Below are 19,579 nucleotides of genomic sequence, written 5' to 3' on the forward strand. Positions count from 1 at the left end.
GGGAGTGGTTCCGTTCCTGTGTGGAGGCGTGCGGCACCGCGGGGCGCGATGCCGGCGGGGTGGGGGGGCCTTGATTCAGCGGGCGTGGCAGGCGTGCCGGTGGCCGGAGCCGGCTGCCGCCGCGCCCAGGGCGGGCCGCTCGGCGCGACAGCGTTCCCGCAGCGCCTCGTCGAGCGTCCGGTACAGGGGACAGCGGCCGACGAAGACGCAACCTGGCGGCAGATCCGATGCGTTCGGCTGCTCGCCCTCCAGCACGATGTGCTCCCGTGATCGCTCGACCCGTGGGTCGGGGACCGGGATCGCGGAGAGCAGGGCCTCGGTGTAAGGGTGCCTGGGGTCGGCGAAGAGATCCTCGGTGGCGGCTGTCTCGACGATGTGGCCGAGGTACATGACCGCGATGTGGTCGGCCACGTGCCTCATCACCGCGAGGTCGTGCGCGACGATCAGGTAGGCGAGGCCCAGTTCGCGCTGGAGTTTCGCGAGCAGGTTGACGACGCCGGCCTGCACGGAGACGTCCAGCGCGGACACCGGCTCGTCGAGCACCACGATCTGCGGTTCGGTCGCCAGCGCCCGGGCGATGCCGACCCGCTGGCGCTGCCCACCGGACAGAGCGGCCGGGAAGCGGTCGGACACCGACGCCTCCAGCCCGACCAGGTCGAGGAGCTCGGCCACGCGTGCGCGGATCGCCGCACGGCCGGCGCCCACCGCCTGCAAAGGCTCGGCGAGCAGGTCGAAGACCGGGAGCCGGGGGTCGAGGGAGCCCATGGGGTCCTGCATGACGATCTGCACCGCGCGGCGCAGCTCCCGCGCCCGCTCGGCGGAACCCGGCCCGGCCACGTTCGTGCCCTCGACCTCGATCAGCCCGCGCTCGGGCGCTTTGAGGCGCATGATCTCCAGCAGGGTGGTGGTCTTGCCGCTGCCGGACTCGCCCACCAGGCCCAGGGTCCGGCCCGCCCGCAGCTCGAAGCCGACATCGGCGACGGCGTGCAGCGTGCCGACACGGCGCCTGAGCAACGCGCCTGTGGTGACGGGATACGTCTTGGCCAGGCCGGAGACGCGGAGCACCACCTCACCGGGGGAGCCGGCGGTCCGCTCCCCGGCGTCCGCGGCGGCGGGGAACAGCGACTCCCTCGCCAGGCGGCCGTCGGCCACCTCGTCGGCGCGCAGGCAGGCCACCCGCCCGTGGCCGGCGACGGGGGCCAGCGCGGGCTCCTCCGTGCGGCAACGGTCGACCGCGGCCGGGCAGCGGTCCGCGAACGGGCAACCGGCCGGCATCCGCAGCAGCGAGGGGGGCTCGCCGCCGATCGGCACGAGAGCCCGGTCGGCCCGGACATCGGGCCGGGGCACCGCGCCCAGCAGCCCGATCGTGTAGGGCATGGTGGGGTGGCCGTACAGCTCCTCGGCCGCGGCCTGTTCCACGATCCGGCCGGCGTACATCACCGCGACCTCGTCCGCGTAACCGGCCACCACCCCCAGGTCATGGGTGATGAGTACGACACCCGCACCGGTCTCGGCCTGCGCGGTGCGCAGCACGCCCAGAATCTGCGCCTGCACGGTCACGTCGAGGGCGGTGGTGGGTTCGTCGGCGATGATGACCGACGGTGAGTTCGCCATGGCCAGGGCGATCACGACGCGCTGGCGCATGCCGCCGGAGAACTCGTGCGGGAACGACCGTGCCCTGCGGTGCGGTTCGGGGATGCCGACCAGGTCCAGCAGATCGACCGCGCGCTTCCACGCGGCCTGCCTCGTCAGGTCCTGGTGCACCCGCAGTGCGTCGGACAGCAGCCTGCCCACCGAGAAGATCGGGGTCAGCGCGGACAGCGGGTCCTGGAAGACCATGCCGATGTCCTTGCCGCGCACCGCGGACAGCTGCCGGTCGTTCAGTCCTACCAGGTCGCGGCCGCCGAGCTGTACCTGCCCCGACAGCCGGGCGGTCTCCGGCAGCAGGCCCATGATGCCCATCGCGGTGGCGGACTTGCCCGACCCCGACTCGCCGACGATGCCGAGGGTCCGCCCGGGCAGCACGTCGAAGCTGACTCCCCGCACGGCCGGGACCGGACCGGCCTCGGACGGGAAGGAGATGTGCAGGTCGCGCACCGACAGCACCGGTGCCGTGGTACCGGACGCCGTGGCGGGGTGTGTCCGAGGGGTGGTGAACGTCATCGCCGGCCTCCCGAGGCCCCGGTGGCCGACGTGGGGTCGAGGGCGTCGCGCAGGCCGTCGCCGATGAGGGTCATCGACACCGTCAGCAGCACCACCAGGCCGGCCGGATAGCCGAACAGCCAGGGAGCACTGGTGATGGTCCCCGCGCCGTCGGCGAGCATGGTGCCCAGTGACACGTCCGGCGTCTGCACACCGAAACCGAGGAAGGACAGGGCGGTCTCGCTGAGCACGGTGGCGACGACTCCGAGGGTCAGGTTGACGATGAGCAGGGAACCGAGGTTGGGGATGATGTGCCGCATGACGATCCGCCACGGCCGCACGCCCATGAACTCGGCGGCCAGCACGTAGTCCCGCTCCCGCAGGGATGTGGAGACCGCCCAGATGACCCGTGCCGTGGACATCCAGCCGAACACGGTCAGCACCAGGATGAGCACGCGCCAGTCGCCGGCGAGGTGGTGCGAGACCAGGGCCAGGATGAGGAACGACGGCACGACGAGCAGAAAGTGGATGACCGTCAGGGTCAGCTTCTCGACACGCCCACCGAAGTACGCGGCGCCCGCGCCGATCACGGCGGCGAGCACGATCGTCAGCACCGAGACGCTGACCGCGATCGCCAACGAGCGCTGCAGGCCGTGTACGGCCTCCGCGTAGACATCGTTGCCACCCTGGTTGGTGCCGAAGTAGTGCGTCGCGCCGGGGGGCTGGGTGAGTGCCGTGAAGTCGGTGTCGGTGTACGCGAAGCGCGTGAACAGGCCTCCGAACACCGTGAAGAACAGCAGGAGCACAAAGAGGGTCACCCCGAGCAGGGCCCCGCGGTTGCGGGCGAACCGCCGCAGGTACAGCAGTCCGCTGCCGAGCCGGAGCGCGGCGGCGTCGTCGAGCGGCTCGGGCAGGGGAGTCACCGTGGTCGCCATCTCAGCTCACCCGTACCCGCGGGTCGAGGAGGACGACCGCGACATCGGCCAGGATCGCCCCGACCGCGGTCATCGCGGCGCCGAAGGCCGCCACGGCGACGGCGCCGTGCACGTCGTTCTTGGCGAGTGTCTGGATGAAGTACTGGCCCATGCCGTTCCACCCGAAGACGGTCTCGGTGATCACCGCGCCGGTGAAGATCGCCGGGATGCCGAACGCCACCGACGTGGCCGTCGGGATGAGCGAGGCGCGAAGTGCGTGCCGCCGGATCGCCTGGGCACGCGTCAGGCCGGTGGCGCGCGCGGTGCGTACGAAGTCCGCGTTCACGCTGTCCAGCAGCAGCGAACGCTGGGTCAGGTGGTAGCCGACGTAGCCCAGCAGGGTCAGGCTCGCTGTCGGCAGGATCAGGTGCTGGAACCGGTCCGTGACCGTCGGCCACAACCCTTTGACAGTCGGGGACTTCTCCCCGGCGACGTACAGGAAGCGCCACCCGAGGTGCTGGTTCAGCCAGATCCCGGCCAGGACCACCGCCAGTGCCGCGACCGCCGCCGGGACGTTGAACAGGAACACGGAGGCGAACTGGGTGATCCGGTCCCACCAGCCGTACTGCCGGGACGCGCTGAACACACTGAGCGCCACACCCAGGACCACGGACAGGAGCGTCGCGGCAGTGACCAACTGGCCGCTGACCACGGCCCGGAAACCGATCTCCGAGTTCACCGACACACCGACCGGTGACTTTCCCCAGTCGAAATGCAGAACCACGTCGCTGAACCAGTGCCACCACCGATCCGCCAGCGGGACCCGCGGATCCAGGCCGTACGGCGCCAGAGCGCGGTCGATCTGCTCCTCCGTCCGGACCGGGCGCAGTCCCCGGTAGTTGGACCTCGGGTCGAGGAACCACGCGGCCAGCACATACGTCACGTTCGTGGCGACCACGATCATGGCGAGCCATCCGGCGGCCTTGCTGATCAGGTGACGGAGCACGAGTGTGCCTCCCTCCGGATGTGGGACGTGCCGGCGACGGTGTGGGGGTCCGGCGGGGGTGTGCCGGTTCTGGGCATGCTGGCGCTGCTTTCTGACATGGTGAAGTGCGCGTACTCGGTCCGCTGCGACGGTGCGCTGGTGTCCGGGCCTGTCGTTTCCTGATCGGGGACCGACAACACAAGAGTCTGGAGTCGTGATCGCGTCCGCCACCAGACTTCACAGTCGTCCGCCATACGAATGCAACGCCGACGTCACGAACGGGCCGCCCGCGGCAGTGGCTCTGCACCCGGCCGCGTCCGGATGCCGGACAAGCCGTACTTCAGGCCTTCGACGTCGCCTTCGACGGCCGTCGCACTCCTCAGTGCACGGACTCGTCCCCGACCCGTACCAGACCGCTCTCGTAGGCGAAGATCACCGCGTGGATCCGGTCACGGAGGCCGAGTTTGGTCAGGATGCGGCCGAGGTGGGTCTTGACGGTGGTCTCCCCGATGAAGAGGCTGTCCGCGATCTCGCCGTTGGCGAGTCCCCGGGCGGCCAGGGAGAGGACTTCTCGTTCCCGTTCGGTGAGAGCCGACAGACGGCCGCGCTGGGCGGGCGCGGACGCGGGGGCTTGCAGGACGAAGCGTTCCACCAGGCGCCGGGTCAGCGAGGGCGCCACCATGACCTCTCCGCGCAGCACCGCACGGACGGTCACCAGGATTTCCTCGGCGGGGGCGTCCTTGACGAGGAAGCCGCTCGCGCCGGCACGCAGGGCGGCATAGGCGTACTCGTCCAGGTCGAAGGTGGTGACGACGAGGATCCGGGGGCCTTGGGGCTGGGCGCAGAGATGCTCCGTCGCGGTGAGCCCGTCGAGACCGGGCATGCGGACGTCCATCAGGACGAGGTCCGGCTCCAGGGCGGCCACGCCGGCGATCGCCGCGTCGCCGTCGGCGGCTTCGCCCACGACGGTCAGATCGGGCTGGCTGTCGACGACCATCCGCAGCCCCATCCGGATCAGCTCCTGGTCGTCGCAGATCAGCACACGGGACGGCGGCGGCGGGGGAGCCGGGGTCGGGGTCGGGCCGGTCATGCGGTCTCCGCAGTGAGTTGGGGCTGCGTGGGGCGCAGGGTGGCGGCGACCTTGTAGCCGCCGTCGGGAGTGGGCCCGGCGGTCACACTTCCGCCGTACAGCGCGGTGCGTTCGCGCATGCCGGCCAGCCCGCGACCGGAGGAGAGCAGCGGGGCGGGGCGTTCGGCGGCGGTTGCCCTTCCGGTTCCTGCCGAGTTCTCCACCCGGACCCGGACCAGGCGCCCGGGCCCCTGGGTACCGGTGTCGACCCGTACGTGGATCGAGGCGTCCGGCGGCGCGTGCTTGACGACGTTGGTGAGCGCCTCCTGCACGATGCGGTGCGTCTGCACGGTGAGATCCGCGGGAAGGCCGGATCCGTCCCCGTGGAGTTCCAGGACCGCGTGCCTGCCGCTCGCGCTGAGGCGTCCGACCAGTCGCCGCAGATCCGCCGGGAGGGACGCGGCGGCCCCACCCGGATCGCAGCCGTCGGCCGAGGCGTCGGCGCCGGGCGTGCGCAGCACCTCCAGCAGCCGCCGCAGTTCACCCAGGGCCTCACGGCCGGTCGTGCTGATGACGCCGAGGGTGCGGTCCACGACAGTGGGGTCGACATGGCGCATCAGCCTGCCGCCCTCGGCGTTCAACACCATCACGCTCATACTGTGCGCGAGTACGTCGTGGATCTCGCGGGCGATGCGTGCCCGCTCCTCGGCGACGGCGACCTGGGCCAGGGCGAGGCGCTCCGACTCGGCCAGCGCGGCCCTCCGCTCGAACTCGGCGACGTAGGCCCGCCGGGCACGGACGTATTCGCCGAACACCCATGCACCGCCCAGCAGAAGGCCCACCGTGAGCGGGGTGAGCCAGGCAGCACGAGCGCCCGTGCCCGCCGGCTCCCGCTGCCATGCGGGAATCCACAGCAGTACGAGGACGGTGGCACAGACCACCGTCGCCGCGGACCGGCGCAGGCCACGCACCGTGAGCGTGGCCAGGACCGCGGCCAGGGCGACGGCGCCGCGTCCCGATTCCTGTCCCCACACCTGTCCGAGGTTCTGCGCCCAGAACCCCGCCGTCACCAGGGCCGCGACGAGCACCGGCCGACGTCGGCGCGCCAGCAGGGGCAGCACCAGGGCCATGTAGACGCCCGTCTGCACCCAGACCGGCCGCCAGCCCGGCTGCGCGTGGATCACCGGGGGCATGGCCACCACCACGACCAGCAGCAGGTCCGCCAGCCACGGGTGGCCGCGCCGCAGGCGGGGCAGGGTCTCGATCAGCCAGTGCACCACCTCACGCTACGGTCGGGGCCCGCCGCGCCGCATCGTCCTCCGGGGCGCCTCGGGGTCCTCCCGTGGTCGTACACGCACCGGCCGGGAACACGATGTGCGGCTCCTCGGGACGCTTTCAGCATGTCCGTCATGTCGATCACCACCGAGTTCCTCAGACGGCCCCTCATGACCGGCGCGGTATCCGCCAGTTCCCGGCGGCTGGCGTGCGCGATGACCGAAGGCATCGGTCTGGAGAGGGCCGGCCTCGTTGTGGAGCTCGGCCCGGGAACGGGGGTGTTCACCGATGCGATCCTCGCCCGGCTCGCGCCCGACGCACGACTGGTCGCGGTCGAGCTCAACCCCGTGCTCGCGGCCCGGCTGGCGGCCGGTCGGCGGGACCCGCGGCTGACCGTGGTACGAGGATCGGCGGCCGAGCTGGCCGCCGCGGTGGACGAGCCGGTCGATGCGGTGGTGTCCGGGCTGCCGTGGACGGTCATGCCGCGCGAACGCCGCGCGCACATCCTGGACGCCGTGACCGAAGTCCTCGTACCTGGCGGCCGGTTCACCACCTTCGCGTATCTGCACGCGGCCTGGACCCCGCCGGCCCGTCACTTCGCCGCCGAACTGGCACACCGTTTCGACCGGCTGGAGCGCTCGACGGTGGTCTGGCCGAACCTTCCGCCTGCTTTCGTGCACCGGGCGACCCGGAAGCGGTGATCGTGAGCAGGACCGTGAGCGTGACGGCCGCGACGGGACAGCACCCTGCCCTGGTCCCGTTGCGGTGCCGGCCTCCCTTGCGGAAGGCCGGCTTCGGCTTGGCGCGAGTCGGCCAGCCGGAAACGCTCAGCAGACCGGGCACGACGGTTCGGCCGGCGCGGTACGCGCCGTATGCCCATCGCCCGACGTCGGGCCGCGGGCCTTGGCCGAACAGCACGTCGCGCCTGGTTGGCACCGGCCTGGCCGGAGCGCCGACCATCCCGGCTTCGACGCAGTGACACGCCGGGCGATGAGCCCTGCGTGTCACTGCGACGAGGCTGTGGCTACCTCGCTGCCGTCACCGTCAGGCCTGGGAGCCGGTCGCGACCGTCAGCGGCGCCGACTCCACCGTGCGCGACGTCCCGTCGGTCCACGTGCCGGTCACCTGGACGGTCACCTTGTCGTGCAGGTACTTGCCCAGCAGGTGGAACCGCGCGTCGGTCGCGCCCTTGACCGGCTTGCCGTTCACGAGCCACTGGTACCCGAACGTGGCGGACGGGGTCCACTCGCCGGCGTCGGCCGTCACGAAACCGCCGACCTTCGGCGAGCCGACGATGGTCGGCGTGCCCGGCTCCTTCAGGAGGAAGTGGTAGAAGGTGACGTTGCCGTCGGCGTTCGGGTCGGGCTGCTCGCGGTTGAGGATGTTGAGGGTCGTGCCCTGCGGCGTCTTCAGGAACGACAGGCCCTCGACCTCCTGCGGGTAGGGGGTCTTGAGGGTGAAAAGGTTCTGGACCTCGCCGGTCGTCAGGTTGGCGCGGGAGATGTTCTTGCCCGCGTCGTTCGAGGCGAAGTACATCCAGCCGTCGTGGATCTTGCCGCCCTGGGCCTGGTCGACCGACTGCGACAGCGGGATGTAGCGGTTGAAGCTCCAGTCCTTCAGGTTGTAGACGGCGATCTCCGTCGCCTTGTTGTAGGCCATGCCGTAGGCGAGGCCCTTGCTCGTGTCGACGGCCACCCAGCTGGCGATGTCCTGGACTCCGTGCGGCGGGCTCAGGGGCGCGGCCTCGCCGGTGAAGCTCAGGCCGGCGGCGTTGTAGGTGGCGAAGACGGGTGTGTCGTAACGGCCGCCGGTCACCGCGTCGCGCGTGCTGGTGTCGAGCGAGATGTAGAGCTTGCCGTCGGAGTAGTCGATGTCGCCGATGTGGTTCAGGCCCTTGTAGGCGAACGGCGAGGGATTGAACAGCTCGGGGGCGATAGCCGGCGAGGTCTTGAGGATGGTGTTGTAGCGCAGGTCGGTGATCTCCAGCTCGTTGCTGCTGGAGAAGTACCAGTGAGTGCCGTCGGTGGTGACGCCCTGCATGCGCGAGCTCCCGGCGTTACCGGTGAACACGTCCTTGCCGATGAGCTCCCACGTCTGCGCCGTCTGCGCCGTCTGCGCGGACGCCACCGCGGGTGCGGTGTCCGCGTGCGCGGCCCCCGCAGGAACCACTGCCACGACCGCGCCCACGAAGGCGAGCCCGGAAACGAAGGTCCTTCTGGTGAGACTTCCCACGACGACTCCAAGTCTTGCGCCGGCGGAGCGACTCGCTCCGCCCTGTCCGCCTCAGTCCTACAAGGCCGAGTTGACCCAACCTTGACCGCAGCATGACCGCGCAGCCAATCGCACACACCTGGCATAAGGAGCCCTCTGTGGCGCCGGTCAAAACGGTGACGCGGTGGCCGCCAAACGTATGTCCGGCTGCGCGGGGGCTACGCGGGCAGAGGACGGTCGGCGATGACGTTTTTCATCACGAGGGTGGAGGTCAGTCGCTGAACGCCGGGCAGGCGGACGAGCTGTTCGTCGTAGAGGCGCTGGTAGGCGGCGATGTCCGCGGCGGCGACCCGCAGGAGGTAGTCGGGTTCGCCGAACAAGCGCTGGGCCTGCAGGACGTTGGGGATGGCGGTGACCGCCTCTTCGAAGGCGGTGACGGTGTTGGCGTCCTCCCAGCGCAGGGTGGCGAAGACGAGGGTCTCGAAGTTCAGCCCGACGGCGGCCGGGTCCACGGTGGCGCGGTAGCCGCGGATCGCGCCCGCACGTTCGAGGTCGCGCAGCCGGCGGTGGCACGGCGAGACGCTCAGCTGTACGCGGGCGGCGAGTTCGGTGATCGTGAGACGGCCGTCCTGCTGCAGCTCGGCAAGAATCTTCCGGTCCATGGCATCCATGGAGAATATTTTCCCTCAGGATCCGGGATTGCGGGGTAAATAAAGGAACCTTTTCGGGCGAATTCGGCCTAGCCTTCTTCACGTAATGAACTAGGGAAGAGGGCAGATCCCATGGACACGACCACGCTGGTGGCCTTTCTGGCGGTGGATCTACTGCTCGTGCTCACCCCCGGCGCGGACTGGGCCTTCGCGATCTCGGCAGGCCTGCACGAACGCGCGATACTCTCCGCGGTGGGCGGGCTGATCGCCGGATACGCGGGCTACACGCTCCTGGCCGTCGCAGGCCTGGCCGTGATCGTGGCCGGTTCGCCGACCGCTCTCACCGCATTGACCGTCGCCGGTGCCGGCTACCTGGTGTGGCTGGGCTGGAATGTACTGCGCCGGCCCACCGTGCCGATGACCACCGAAGAGACGGCCGGCACCTCGCGGATGCGGATGATGCTCAAGGGTGCCGGAATCAGCGGCCTGAACCCGAAGGCACTGCTGCTGTACTTCTCGCTGTTCCCGCAGTTCATCGACACCACCGGCGCCGGCTGGCCGGTGGCCGCGCAGACCGGCCTGTTCGGCACCCTGCACATGACCGCCTGCGCAGCCGTTTACCTCACCGTCGCCGTCCTGGCCCGCACGGTGCTCAAGACCCGACCCTCCGCGGCCCGGGCGGTCACCCGCGCCTCCGGCGCCCTGATGATCCTCATCGGCCTCTTCCTGCTCGCCGAACGCGTGGCCGCTTGACCCGCCCGAAAGAGGACAACCCGAGAACACCCTGATCCAGCCGGAGCAGGCAAGCGACGCGGCCCTGGCCCTGTGCGGAGAGGACGGTGAAGTCCCTTCACCTTCGAACTCAAGACCAATCCGATCGCGTCCGCCGTCGGCGACCGCATCGAGGCCATCGACGGCGTCCTGATGTCCCGGACGGACCTTGACCGTGTGCCGGCCGGAGGCGCGGCGTTCAGGCGGCCGTGAGCGCACGCCCGTCGCCACCGAACATCGGACCCGGATCCGCGTCACCGGTCCCGCCCCCTGACCACCCCGAGGAAAGAACTGCCCCCATGGAACTGTCCGCAGTGATCGCCTGCGCGGCGATCGCCTTCACCCTGATCGCGGTGTCCAGCCCTGGCTGGGCGTGTGTTCCGGCGGCCGGCGCCCACGACCGCGTCGTCCTGCCCGTGGTCGGCGGCATCGCCATCGGCTACGCCCTGATCACCACGCTCGTGGTTCCCGGCCTTGGCCTCCTGGTCACCGCCAACTCCCTGGCGTTCAGCGCACTCACCGTGGGCGGCGCCGCCTACCTGGTATACACCGGCGTCCGCGTCCTCACCGCCCCAGCCGAACCGGGATCCACCCATGCCGGCAGCAGCCCAGCGGCCTCCGCACGACATCTCCCCGGCCCGGCGCATCAGGTTCAGCGCCCTGACCCTCAAAGGCCTGCTGATCTTCCTGCCGCAGTTCACCCAACCCACCACGCGTTGGCCGGCGTCCGCGCCCGACTCCACTTCCCCCTCGGCCGAGCTGCCGGCCGTGTCCTGGGCGCCCGCGACCGCGCCGCCCAGATCGCTGTAAAAGTCGCGGTTGCCACGACCATCCTCGTCGGATCCCCACGACGACAGCCACCCCGTACGGCATGCCGAGCCCGCCTCACAGACAAAGGCCAACGCACGACACCGCCCCCTGCCGCACTACGACCTGCCGACTCACCTGCGGGCATCAGGCCCGTACACCTCCTGGCCGCTCTTGCCGTCGGAATGCTGCTGCCGGCGCAGGGACGCATCACCGGGGCCCTCGGGGTGCGGCTGAAGGACGGGCCACAAGCCGCGCTCCTTGCCTCGATCGCAGGCTTGTTGCTCGTTGCCGTGATCGCCCTGGCCGCCCCCTCGACGCGCCGCTGTGTGGCACGCATCCCGGACGCAGTGCGCCGTCGAGCAGCCTTCCCCAGGTGGGCGCTGCTGGCAGGCGTACCAGCCGCCTACTTCATCTTCACCCAGGGCGTGGTGGCCGGGGTGACCGGAATCGCCTTGTTCACCATTGCGTTCGTGGCCGGGCAGACCCTCGGCGGGATCGGCGTCGACCTGTGGGGCATCGGACCGGCAGGCCGACGGCACATCACCTGGCCACGCGCCACGGGCTCGGTGGTGATCGTCGCCGCCGTTGTCCTCAGCGTTGCCCCCGGCGGTACGGGCACCGGCTCGACTGGCACCATGCTGCTGCTCCTGCTGCCCTTCACCGCGGGGCTGGCCAACGGCGTGCAGACGGTCATGAACGGCCTCCAGACCGCCCACTACGGCAACTTCGTGCCCGCGACCCTCATCAACTTCATCGTCGGCGTTCTCGTCCTGGCCATCCCCGTCACCGTCCGGAGCATTGCGGACGGCGGCTGGTCGACGCCCCCTGCGGACCCGTGGCTGTATCTGGGCGGCCCGCTCGGCGTGCTCATCGTCGGCCAGTCCGCCTACCTCGCCAAACACCTCGGCGTGCTGCTGACTTCCCTCGGGCTGATCGCCGGGCAACTGCTCGGTGCGCTGGCCATCGACCTGATCTGGCCCGCCTCGCTCACCAGCGGATTTCCTTGGCAGGAACTCGTCGGCACGCTTCTGGGCGTCACGGGTGTAGCCCTTGCCTCCCTCGACCGCCACCGCCGACGAGCAGGCTTCAGCGATCACAAGCGACGGCAGGCTGTCCCAGAGGAGGCGGCACCCGATGAGCACCACTCCTCGCACGGCCGTGAGCGGGGAGGCCGGTGACGTCGGGCAGGCTTCGCTCCGGTTCTCCACACGAACCGGGCACAACCTGGTGGCTGAACAGCCGGGCGGCCGCACCGCCCTGACCGACGACGGCGGAACGCGGGCCAAGAGGACAGCACGACTGTCTAGAGACGGCCCCGCATGGCTGTGGCCAGTCGCCGTGCGATCTGCTCGCGGTCGTCCGAGCTCGCGGTGTGGGCCTTGATCCCACAGAAGTCCCCTTCACGGCAGGGGAACCACAGTTCGCCGTGCATCGTGGCGTACGTGGCGCCCTCGCCGAATCCGCTCACCGGATCCCCGATCTCAGCCACGCTCTCATACTGGGCCTTGGGAAGCACCGCCGCGAAAATTGCCTCTCTGAAGCCGTCCTTGGTGCTTGAGGCCGACCAGACGCAACCACCGAACACGTAGTCCTGCTTGCCACCGTCATTCGGGCCGATCGCCGCAGCGACCTCCTCTCGAGTGAGGTACTTGCAGCTCTCGTTGCCACCGGGGTCCTCCCCGCCGGCGTCCATGGTGGGAAGACTCACCGAACTCGGATGATCCGCCGGGCCGGAAACAGCCGAGTTGCCGCTTCCGCACGCTGTGACCACAGCCAGCACGGTGACGAGAATCGCCGTGTGCGCAATCCTTTTGAAGGCCTTCACGGTCCATCCTTTCGTATTCGGGTGCAACGGAATGAAAATTGCGGTGTCGCCAGGCGCGTCACGGCGATCACCGGAGCGGCAGGGTGACTTCGCGTGGCGCCCCCGGTACCCCCCTCGGATTCCTGGGACAAACTCAAGGACGTTCCTTGCGCTCAGCGCAGTTGCGGGTGTGCATGCCAGGTACGTCCAGGAACTGTCACCGCGCTGTCACCGCGGCGGAGCGCGCCGACATTGCCGGACCGCTGGTGCAGGTTCCGGCCCGGCACCGCCTGCGCGCTCACCCCTGCAGGCGCGCGATTTCCGCCCCGCTCGTGAGCGCGTAGCGGATTTTTGGGGGGTGAGTTGAGAGTGGCTGCGGGACAGAAACCGGGTCCTCCACGGCCGTTGTGAGGGCCGTGGAGGACACACAGGTTCACGTCAGGGGGTGCGCCGTTCAGTGGATGACGGGGAAATTGTTGAGCTGATTGAGGCCCCAGCTCTGGTTCGCCGTGTTCCAGTGGTCGTCTCTGGAGATGCAGTCCCACTGCTGCAACAGGGCCTGCTGGCCGGGCGTGCCGGACGGACCCTCCGCGTCCAGGCACCTACCGGTGGCCCGGTTCTTCAGGAGCATGACCGAGGGGAAGCACTGGCCCGTGCAGCTCGGCTTCGCCCAGGCGATGGTCCATTCGCCCGGCGCGTAGCCGGCGTCGCAGTACGGGTACTGGATGACGCGAGTGCCGTTCACGTAGGACCCCGAACGCCAGTCGAGCATGAGGCATTGCCCGGAGTGCCGTGCCTTGATCCGGAAGTACCCGCTTCCACTGTCGAGCAGCTCGTACTCCTGGGAGGCGCTGGCGTTGTCCGGCCACAGGAAGGCGCCGGTGAACGGATCGGCCGAAGCCCCTATGACGTCAGCGCGCAGCCCCGTGCGGGAGTTCACGAGCTCGTAGCGGGTGGGTTCCGCCGCCTGAGCGGGCGTGGGGGCGAGCGCCGCGAAGACGGCGAACACCACGGCCGCTGCCAGGGCCGCCGGAGTGAGTCGGGAACGTCTGCGCCCGGTCGGCATCGATGGTGCGGCCGATGCGGTGGTCTTGCCGGGACTGTCGTCCCGTAAGGCGTGGGGTATCGACATGGTGTTCTCCTCCATGGTTCGAGTACCCGGCGTTCGCCGGAGCGGGACGGAGCGCGAGCGACCTCATTCCCCGGTGTCGCCGCCGCCTCCTCCCGTCGGACGCCGCCCGGATCCGAGCGCAGTGGCCCGGCGGCAAAGGGTCTTCACAGTGGTGCTCCTCCTGCGATCGGTGACTGCGAGGCTCGCACCGCCGTCAAAGCCGCCGGAGGGCGCCCCGCAGGGTGGTATGTCGAAGAGGATTCTTCGGGCCGTCGCGGGGTCCGGGCGTCCGCCGGATGACTTATCGCACTACGTATTGCCGAGGCCGGCGCCGGCGCCGGGACCCGTGTGGCTCAGGTTTGGTGGGAGGACGGTGGACCGGTTCGTTCGGAGATGAACAGGGCGCCGGCGATGCCGCGGTTCGTCACGCCCCTGGCGACCGGTTCGGCGGCCTCGGTCTCTCGGGGTGACACCTCAATCGCGGGCTTCACCTACGTGCCCTGAGTGCGTACACGCTCGACACCCGGACCCCGGCGCCGGCGGACGTCGGTGCCGAGACCGTCCTCGGGCACCCTGCTCGCTCTGACGGGTCTGCTGCCGAGCGGTCACCGTCTCCAGGAAGCGGGCCTCGCGCACAGAATCACAAAATCCTCGGCCTCACGGATCCTGGGTACTGCCACGGCCCGGACATCCAAAATGCCTGCGCCGGTCGCCGCTGAGGCCCGGCGCAGGTGCCTTGGACTGACGAGACCCTGCCGCAAGCAGTGGCTGCGTCGCCAGCCGCCCGAAGAAGGCGGCCGGCCCCGTGAATGCGGGGCTTACGTCAACCTTCAGGCATCAAGAGCGGGCCTCATAGGCCCGGGCTCTTCGGGGCGCGATTCTGACAGCGCCACCTTGGCAGGAGCGAACACGCGGATGAAGTCGTCCAGGAACCTGCGCGGTCCTTCCAACGTGACCAGCCCGCATTTGGCGGCCTGCATGAGCGCCAGATAGGAGGGCAGCCCGTCCAGTTCGAACGTGACAACGAGGTCGGCCTTGTCCGGGGCGGCCCCGATGCCAGCCGTGAGGTGCCCGTCCGTTACGGCGGTGTAGATGACCATGTCGTCGGCATGGAGCTCCCAGGACGCGGTCAGTCCGGCCGCCGCGTCGGGGCGGAAGGCCGCTCGGAGCGCCATGACCACGGATGAGGGAGTGACGATCTCCCCGGGCTTGGGCTCTCCCAGCTGGACGGTTCCCCAGCGGCCGAGAGCACTGACGGCCGGTTCGAGATCATGTCCGGCGGACGTCAGGGCGTAGATGACCCCGCGTTGCGGCGCAGGTGCGATGCGGCGCTCCACGATGCCCGCCTCTTCCATTTCCTTCAGGCGGGTGGAGAGCACGTTGCTGGGGATGCCGGGCAGCCCGTCGACGAGGTCGGTGTAGCGCTGCGGTCGCACTGTGAGATCGCGAATGATCAGCAGCGCCCACCGTTCACCCACGAGCTCCAGGGCGCGGGCGAGGCCGCAGTACTGGCCGAAAGCGCGACGTTTCATGCTCAAATTATAGCAGACTTGCATTGTCACTTCGGATAGCTTTTATCGATCTGAACTTGCAAAAGTAGAGTTTTGATCTGGATGTGTTGTCGGGAAGTCGAAGGTGCCTTGTCGCCAGGTGACCTCCGGCCGAAGGGAGTGGCGGGAGAACAGGAAGACGTCCGAGGTCGACGAAGCCGTCACGACGATGATCGACAGCACCTTCGACGCCCTGCTGGCCTCCGCCGAAGGCGTCACCCCGGGCAGCGGTGGCGCCGAGCGGAACGCCACGACGGCGAGACCGCTGCGGGGGCTCGAGCGCAGGGGGCAAGCAGGGGCGGTGGGTCCTTTGCCCGTGGTCGGCTATGCAAGCGGCGGCGCGGCTCGTTTCCAGACGATGGTGGAGCGGAGCGTCCCGCTGGGGAGGGTGTCCTCCGCGGCCAGGGTCAGCTGATTGCCCTCGAGCGTGGCCTGGCGGATGAGAACGGTGTTCTGCCAGGTCGGCAGGAGCGACACTTCGACCTCGTGGTGCAATGTCCGCGTCGTCTCGTCCACGGAGTACGGGCCGCTGTATGCGAGGTAGCCGGCCGCGGCGGCCGCCTGCTCGCGGTTGCCACCGTCGCGGTCGAGGGGGTCGTAGTCGCTGCGGCCCTGCCGCATGATCTGAGCCGACATGTAGCCGTCAGCGGTGTACATGATGATTCCGGTGGCATCCGGTCCGAACGGGTATGTGATCCCGGGGTGTTCGGTGTTTTCGGCGGTGAACGACACCAGTTGCCATGTGCCGACGACCTGGTCTGTGAGCGTCATGTGGCTCCTTCCGGGATCGTCTTGAGGGGCAGTCCGAACATCAGCCAGGACTGGTGACTGTCCCAGTGCGGATAGAGCGCGTCCATGTGCTCGAACAGTTCCTGTTCCGAGGAGGTGGATTCCTTCAGCCGGCCGAAGTCGCGCAGATAGCGCTTGGAGTCCTCGATGCACTCTGGCGTGTCGGGGGCGCCGGTCTTCTTGTGCCCGGCTACCGCGAACTTCGGGGCGAGCGCGGCCAGCCGGTCCAGCGCGGCGATCCAGTTTTCCCGGCTCGCCGGCGTCGTCTCGCCGACGAACATGTGGCACTGGTTGTACAGCACGTCACCACCGACGACCAGGTCGATGGAGGGCACGTGCAGCGAGGTGGTGTGCAGTCCGTCGGTGCGGCCCTGCTCGATGATGCGAAGCTCCTCGCCCTCAAGCGTGAAGGTGTGCGCGTCGTACAGCTCGGGCAGGGTCAGGGTTGCCGGCAGACCGGGCCAGATGTGGCGGCCGAAGTCGATGAGCTCCGGCGGGGTCTGGGCAATGAGCTCCATCGTGCCGGGGGTGGCGATCGCCTTGGCGTCGGGGAAGCGTTCGAGCAGGACCGAGAGCCCGAAGAAATGATCGGGGTGTCCGTGTGTGATGTAGATCGTGGTGAGATTCTTTTCGTGCAGAGCGATCCAGCTCGCCAGGGACTCGGCTTCGGCCACCGTGGTGAGCGCGTCGACCAGCACGGCGTCGTGCTCACCGTAGATGAGCGTGGCCGTGGTCGGGTCCCAGCCGAACGGCGGGCCGATCTCGAACGGCCGCTCGCCGACGGCAGCTCTGCGGGGCGCATTGAAGACGTTGAAGTCCAGCTTTTTCGAAGAGCGCATCTCGGGCATGGTCCGCACCTTCCTTCCGTTCGCGGTGATCAGCCCCGCAGGCCTGCGGCGGGTGGTGCCGGCCCCGTGCCCGGCGTGGCCTGGGCCCGGCCCAGGCCACGCCGGGTGCGCGAGGCCGATCCGGGCCTTTTGCCCGCTACTTGGCAAGACTCGGGTAGAGGGCGGTGACCGGCGCCGCCAGGGCGCCGTGGACCTTGCCGGCGGTCTCATCGGTGAGCAGCTCGTACTCACCGGCTCCGAGCGCGTCGTAGACGGCGCCGGCGATGTCGGCCGGATCGGTCATGCCGGTGCGGTCCTCGCCGGACTGCATCGGGGTGTCCATCGGGCCGGGGTAGACACCGAGAACGTGCACACCCTGGGGGGCCAGCTCCAGGCGGAAAGCGTTGGTCGCCATCCACAGTCCGGCCTTGGACACACTGTGAGCCTTCCCGACGGCGAACCAGCTCAAAACCGAGTTGATGTTGATCAGGGCACCCTTGGCCGCCACCAGCGACGGGGCGAGCGAGCGGGTGAGGTGAATCGGGCCGAGGAGGTTGGTCTGGACGACCGACTCCAGCTCCGTGAAGGATCCGGTCAGCAGGTCGCTGCGAGGGAAGATCGCGGCATTGTTGACCAGGACGGTGGTGTCGCCGGTCTGCTGGACGGCCTCGTCGATGGAGGCAGCGTCGGCCAGGTCCACCTTCACCGGCACGACTCGCCCGTCACCCCAGGGCTTGGGGCTGCGCGCGCCTGCGTACACGCGCTGTGCCCCGCGCGTCAGCGCCGCCTCGACCAACTGGGTGCCGAGTCCGCCGTTGGCTCCGGTGATGAAGACGGTTGCATCCTTGAGTTCCATCATGATTTCGCCTCTGTGCCTTCTGGTCTCTGTAGACCCGTTTGGCTTTCAGTAATGGTTTCTGGGCCGGAGGGCCCGTGACGTGCGTGATGTGCGTTCATTGGGCGGTTCCACGGCGGTCGAGCATGCCCAGACAGCCGAGGGCGGCCGCGAGTTCGACGGCGGCGATGGTCCACCAGGCGTGCGCGAACACGGTGTGGGCCGCGTGGTAGGACGCCGGGTTGCCCAGGGTGGCGACGATGATCGAGACGCCGAGGACGAATCCGAGCTGGCGTGTCATGTTGATCACTGCGCTTCCGGTGGAGGCGCGCTCGGGCGGCAGGTTGTGCGTCGCGGAAGACAGAATCGTCGGCAACGCCAAGCCGATGCCGACGCCTACCAGCAAATGGCCGGGGAGCACAGCAATGGCGTAATCGGCGCCCCGAGGACCGATTGACGTCAGCAGGAGGATGGTGCCTGCGGCGAACACGGCGCAGCCGATTGCGGACAGCAGCCCGCCGGGAATCCTCTTGGCCAGCCGCTGAGCGAGGATCGTGACGATCGGGACCATGGCCGGCGCCGGGGCGACGGCGAAGCCGGTCGCGATCACCGACCACTGCCAGACGTTCTGCATCCACAGGACGATCACCAGCAGATAGGCGGACATGCCCAGCCCGAAGGCGATCATCGCCAGGTTGGCGGAGGCGAAGCTGCGTACGCGGTACAGGTGCGGGTCGACCACCGGGACCGGGTGGTGTTCGGCTCGCCAGACGAATCCGGCCAGCAGCACGGCGGCCGCGACGAAGCCGGCGATGGTGCTGCCGCTGGCCCAACCCCAGCCGCCGCCTTTGACGATCGCCAGGGCCAACGCCCCCACGCCGAAGGTCAGCAGCCCGGCGCCGATCATGTCCGGCAGCTTGGTGACCTTCGTGTCGCGCGAGTCCGGGACGGCGCGCTGCGCGGCCAAGGCCGCGAAGATGCCGATCGGCACGTTGAGCACGAAGATCCAGCGCCAGTCGGCGGTGACCAGCAGGCCGCCGAGAACCGGGCCCGCCGCAGCGGCGATGGCCGCGACAGCTGACCAGATGCGCACGTAGTGCAGGCGCCTCTCGCCCGGCACCGCCGCGAGCAGCAGCCCCAGCGACGTCGGGGTCAGGGCCGCGGCGCCGGCGGCCTGCACAGCGCGGAAGACCACCAGCCACCACAGGCCCGGGGCGATCGCGCACAGCACGCTGGCAAGAGTGAAAACACCCATGCCGGCCTGGAACATCTTCTTGCGGCCGATCTTGTCGGCCAGCCGGCCCAGGGGGATCAGCAGGGCCGCGAAGATGATCGCGTAGGCGTTCAGCACCCAGCTGACGTCGCTGGTCGACGCGCCGTGGAAGCTCTCGGCGATTTTGTCGAAGGCCACGTTGACGATGAAGACGTCCAGGTTCGCCATGAAACCCGCCAGCGACAACACCCCGAGGATCACCTTCGGGCGCGAGGTCGCGGAGGTGGCCGGCGGGAGCCGGAGTGGTCCAGGGGCTGTGCTTTGTATGTGCGCCATGTCCCACACCCTACGTACGCAACTTCATATTTGCAACGGCACTTCATTTAATGAAGTGAAGTGCGTCCACGGCGAACGTCGGCACCCGAACGGAGCCGCGACCGGCTGAGATCCTCGATTCGGGCGTCGCTCACTCAGCGCGCGTCACGCATGAAGCACCCACTTGACCGGCCAATGCGAGGCCGGCGCACGCGCTCACTTCGCGATGAAAGGGTCCTTGACCTTCATGCGCGCCGTCGTGTGATGACGGTGACCGCTCCGCACGCCAGGCCAGGCACGTCAGAAGG

Annotated in this window: 18 protein-coding genes; 3 read left to right on the plus strand and 15 right to left on the minus strand. The window is 69.3% G+C overall.

Going from position 1 to position 19,579, the window contains the following annotated elements; translation table 11 throughout:
* Positions 1–75: 75 nt before the first annotated feature.
* The 5 genes from ACIP64_RS30170 to ACIP64_RS30190 form a co-directional block, all read right to left on the minus strand.
* Positions 76–2,163, minus strand: a complete 2,088-nt coding sequence (locus ACIP64_RS30170) for a dipeptide ABC transporter ATP-binding protein (RefSeq protein WP_401592773.1) — start codon at positions 2,161–2,163, stop codon at positions 76–78.
* Positions 2,160–3,077 (minus strand): ABC transporter permease, encoded by a 918-nt coding sequence (locus ACIP64_RS30175; RefSeq protein ID WP_401592775.1) that lies wholly within the window; start codon positions 3,075–3,077, stop codon positions 2,160–2,162. The genes ACIP64_RS30170 and ACIP64_RS30175 overlap by 4 nt, the downstream gene beginning before the upstream one ends.
* A gap of 1 nt (position 3,078) precedes the next feature.
* Positions 3,079–4,020, minus strand: a complete 942-nt coding sequence (locus ACIP64_RS30180) for an ABC transporter permease (RefSeq protein WP_401592887.1) — start codon at positions 4,018–4,020, stop codon at positions 3,079–3,081.
* Between the two features lie 400 nt (positions 4,021–4,420).
* Positions 4,421–5,131 (minus strand): response regulator, encoded by a 711-nt coding sequence (locus ACIP64_RS30185; protein WP_401592777.1) that lies wholly within the window; start codon positions 5,129–5,131, stop codon positions 4,421–4,423.
* The gene (locus tag ACIP64_RS30190; RefSeq protein ID WP_401592779.1) at positions 5,128–6,387 is read right to left on the minus strand and encodes a sensor histidine kinase; all 1,260 of its coding nucleotides are present in this window, start codon (positions 6,385–6,387) and stop codon (positions 5,128–5,130) included. Before ACIP64_RS30190 ends, ACIP64_RS30185 begins: the two co-directional genes overlap by 4 nt.
* Positions 6,388–6,519: 132 nt before the next feature.
* Here ACIP64_RS30190 and ACIP64_RS30195 point away from each other — a divergent pair, with 132 nt between their 5' ends.
* A complete protein-coding gene (locus ACIP64_RS30195; RefSeq protein WP_401592781.1) occupies positions 6,520–7,086 on the plus strand; it encodes a class I SAM-dependent methyltransferase in 567 nt (188 codons plus the stop codon).
* A 343-nt stretch (positions 7,087–7,429) separates the two neighbouring features.
* Here ACIP64_RS30195 and ACIP64_RS30200 read toward each other — a convergent pair whose 3' ends face one another.
* Positions 7,430–8,617 (minus strand): hypothetical protein, encoded by a 1,188-nt coding sequence (locus ACIP64_RS30200; RefSeq protein ID WP_401592783.1) that lies wholly within the window; start codon positions 8,615–8,617, stop codon positions 7,430–7,432.
* A 197-nt stretch (positions 8,618–8,814) separates the two neighbouring features.
* Positions 8,815–9,267: an Lrp/AsnC family transcriptional regulator gene (locus tag ACIP64_RS30205; protein ID WP_401592785.1), complete on the minus strand. Its 453-nt coding sequence runs from the start codon at positions 9,265–9,267 to the stop codon at positions 8,815–8,817.
* A 111-nt stretch (positions 9,268–9,378) separates the two neighbouring features.
* Between ACIP64_RS30205 and ACIP64_RS30210 the strand changes: the two genes are divergently transcribed.
* The gene (locus ACIP64_RS30210) at positions 9,379–9,999 is read left to right on the plus strand and encodes a LysE family translocator (RefSeq protein ID WP_401592787.1); all 621 of its coding nucleotides are present in this window, start codon (positions 9,379–9,381) and stop codon (positions 9,997–9,999) included.
* 317 nt (positions 10,000–10,316) lie between these two features.
* Positions 10,317–12,005, plus strand: a complete 1,689-nt coding sequence (locus ACIP64_RS30215) for a LysE family transporter (protein WP_401592789.1) — start codon at positions 10,317–10,319, stop codon at positions 12,003–12,005.
* A gap of 125 nt (positions 12,006–12,130) precedes the next feature.
* On the opposite strand, the gene ACIP64_RS30220 is transcribed toward ACIP64_RS30215, so the two are convergent.
* From ACIP64_RS30220 to ACIP64_RS30255, 8 genes are all read right to left on the minus strand, one after another.
* On the minus strand, positions 12,131–12,652 hold the full coding sequence (locus ACIP64_RS30220) for a hypothetical protein (RefSeq protein WP_401592791.1): 522 nt from the start codon (positions 12,650–12,652) through the stop codon (positions 12,131–12,133).
* Between the two features lie 433 nt (positions 12,653–13,085).
* Positions 13,086–13,763, minus strand: coding sequence for an RICIN domain-containing protein (locus ACIP64_RS30225; protein WP_401592793.1), 678 nt, complete (start codon positions 13,761–13,763; stop codon positions 13,086–13,088).
* A gap of 332 nt (positions 13,764–14,095) precedes the next feature.
* Positions 14,096–14,233, minus strand: a complete 138-nt coding sequence (locus tag ACIP64_RS30230) for a LuxR C-terminal-related transcriptional regulator (protein ID WP_401592795.1) — start codon at positions 14,231–14,233, stop codon at positions 14,096–14,098.
* A gap of 339 nt (positions 14,234–14,572) precedes the next feature.
* Positions 14,573–15,274, minus strand: coding sequence for a winged helix-turn-helix transcriptional regulator (locus tag ACIP64_RS30235; protein ID WP_401592797.1), 702 nt, complete (start codon positions 15,272–15,274; stop codon positions 14,573–14,575).
* A gap of 342 nt (positions 15,275–15,616) precedes the next feature.
* Positions 15,617–16,063: a lipocalin-like domain-containing protein gene (locus ACIP64_RS30240; RefSeq protein ID WP_401592799.1), complete on the minus strand. Its 447-nt coding sequence runs from the start codon at positions 16,061–16,063 to the stop codon at positions 15,617–15,619.
* A complete protein-coding gene (locus ACIP64_RS30245; RefSeq protein WP_401592801.1) occupies positions 16,060–16,929 on the minus strand; it encodes an MBL fold metallo-hydrolase in 870 nt (289 codons plus the stop codon). Before ACIP64_RS30245 ends, ACIP64_RS30240 begins: the two co-directional genes overlap by 4 nt.
* Positions 16,930–17,065: 136 nt before the next feature.
* Positions 17,066–17,767 (minus strand): SDR family oxidoreductase, encoded by a 702-nt coding sequence (locus tag ACIP64_RS30250; RefSeq protein WP_401592803.1) that lies wholly within the window; start codon positions 17,765–17,767, stop codon positions 17,066–17,068.
* 94 nt (positions 17,768–17,861) lie between these two features.
* Positions 17,862–19,205: an MFS transporter gene (locus ACIP64_RS30255; protein ID WP_401592805.1), complete on the minus strand. Its 1,344-nt coding sequence runs from the start codon at positions 19,203–19,205 to the stop codon at positions 17,862–17,864.
* Positions 19,206–19,579: the final 374 nt, after the last annotated feature.

This window comes from Streptomyces sp. NPDC088733, from assembly GCF_044751185.1.
GTDB lineage: Bacteria > Actinomycetota > Actinomycetes > Streptomycetales > Streptomycetaceae > Actinacidiphila.

Coding starts and splice junctions, on each gene's coding strand:
- ACIP64_RS30240 (WP_401592799.1), bottom strand. CDS start 16,063: ATGACGCTCACAGACCAGGTCGTCGGCACATGGCAACTGGTGTCGTTC.
- ACIP64_RS30245 (WP_401592801.1), bottom strand. CDS start 16,929: ATGCCCGAGATGCGCTCTTCGAAAAAGCTGGACTTCAACGTCTTCAAT.
- ACIP64_RS30210 (WP_401592787.1), top strand. CDS start 9,379: ATGGACACGACCACGCTGGTGGCCTTTCTGGCGGTGGATCTACTGCTC.
- ACIP64_RS30205 (WP_401592785.1), bottom strand. CDS start 9,267: ATGGATGCCATGGACCGGAAGATTCTTGCCGAGCTGCAGCAGGACGGC.
- ACIP64_RS30225 (WP_401592793.1), bottom strand. CDS start 13,763: ATGTCGATACCCCACGCCTTACGGGACGACAGTCCCGGCAAGACCACC.
- ACIP64_RS30175 (WP_401592775.1), bottom strand. CDS start 3,077: ATGGCGACCACGGTGACTCCCCTGCCCGAGCCGCTCGACGACGCCGCC.
- ACIP64_RS30170 (WP_401592773.1), bottom strand. CDS start 2,163: ATGACGTTCACCACCCCTCGGACACACCCCGCCACGGCGTCCGGTACC.
- ACIP64_RS30195 (WP_401592781.1), top strand. CDS start 6,520: ATGTCGATCACCACCGAGTTCCTCAGACGGCCCCTCATGACCGGCGCG.
- ACIP64_RS30185 (WP_401592777.1), bottom strand. CDS start 5,131: ATGACCGGCCCGACCCCGACCCCGGCTCCCCCGCCGCCGCCGTCCCGT.
- ACIP64_RS30235 (WP_401592797.1), bottom strand. CDS start 15,274: ATGAAACGTCGCGCTTTCGGCCAGTACTGCGGCCTCGCCCGCGCCCTG.
- ACIP64_RS30250 (WP_401592803.1), bottom strand. CDS start 17,767: ATGATGGAACTCAAGGATGCAACCGTCTTCATCACCGGAGCCAACGGC.
- ACIP64_RS30215 (WP_401592789.1), top strand. CDS start 10,317: ATGGAACTGTCCGCAGTGATCGCCTGCGCGGCGATCGCCTTCACCCTG.
- ACIP64_RS30180 (WP_401592887.1), bottom strand. CDS start 4,020: ATGATCGTGGTCGCCACGAACGTGACGTATGTGCTGGCCGCGTGGTTC.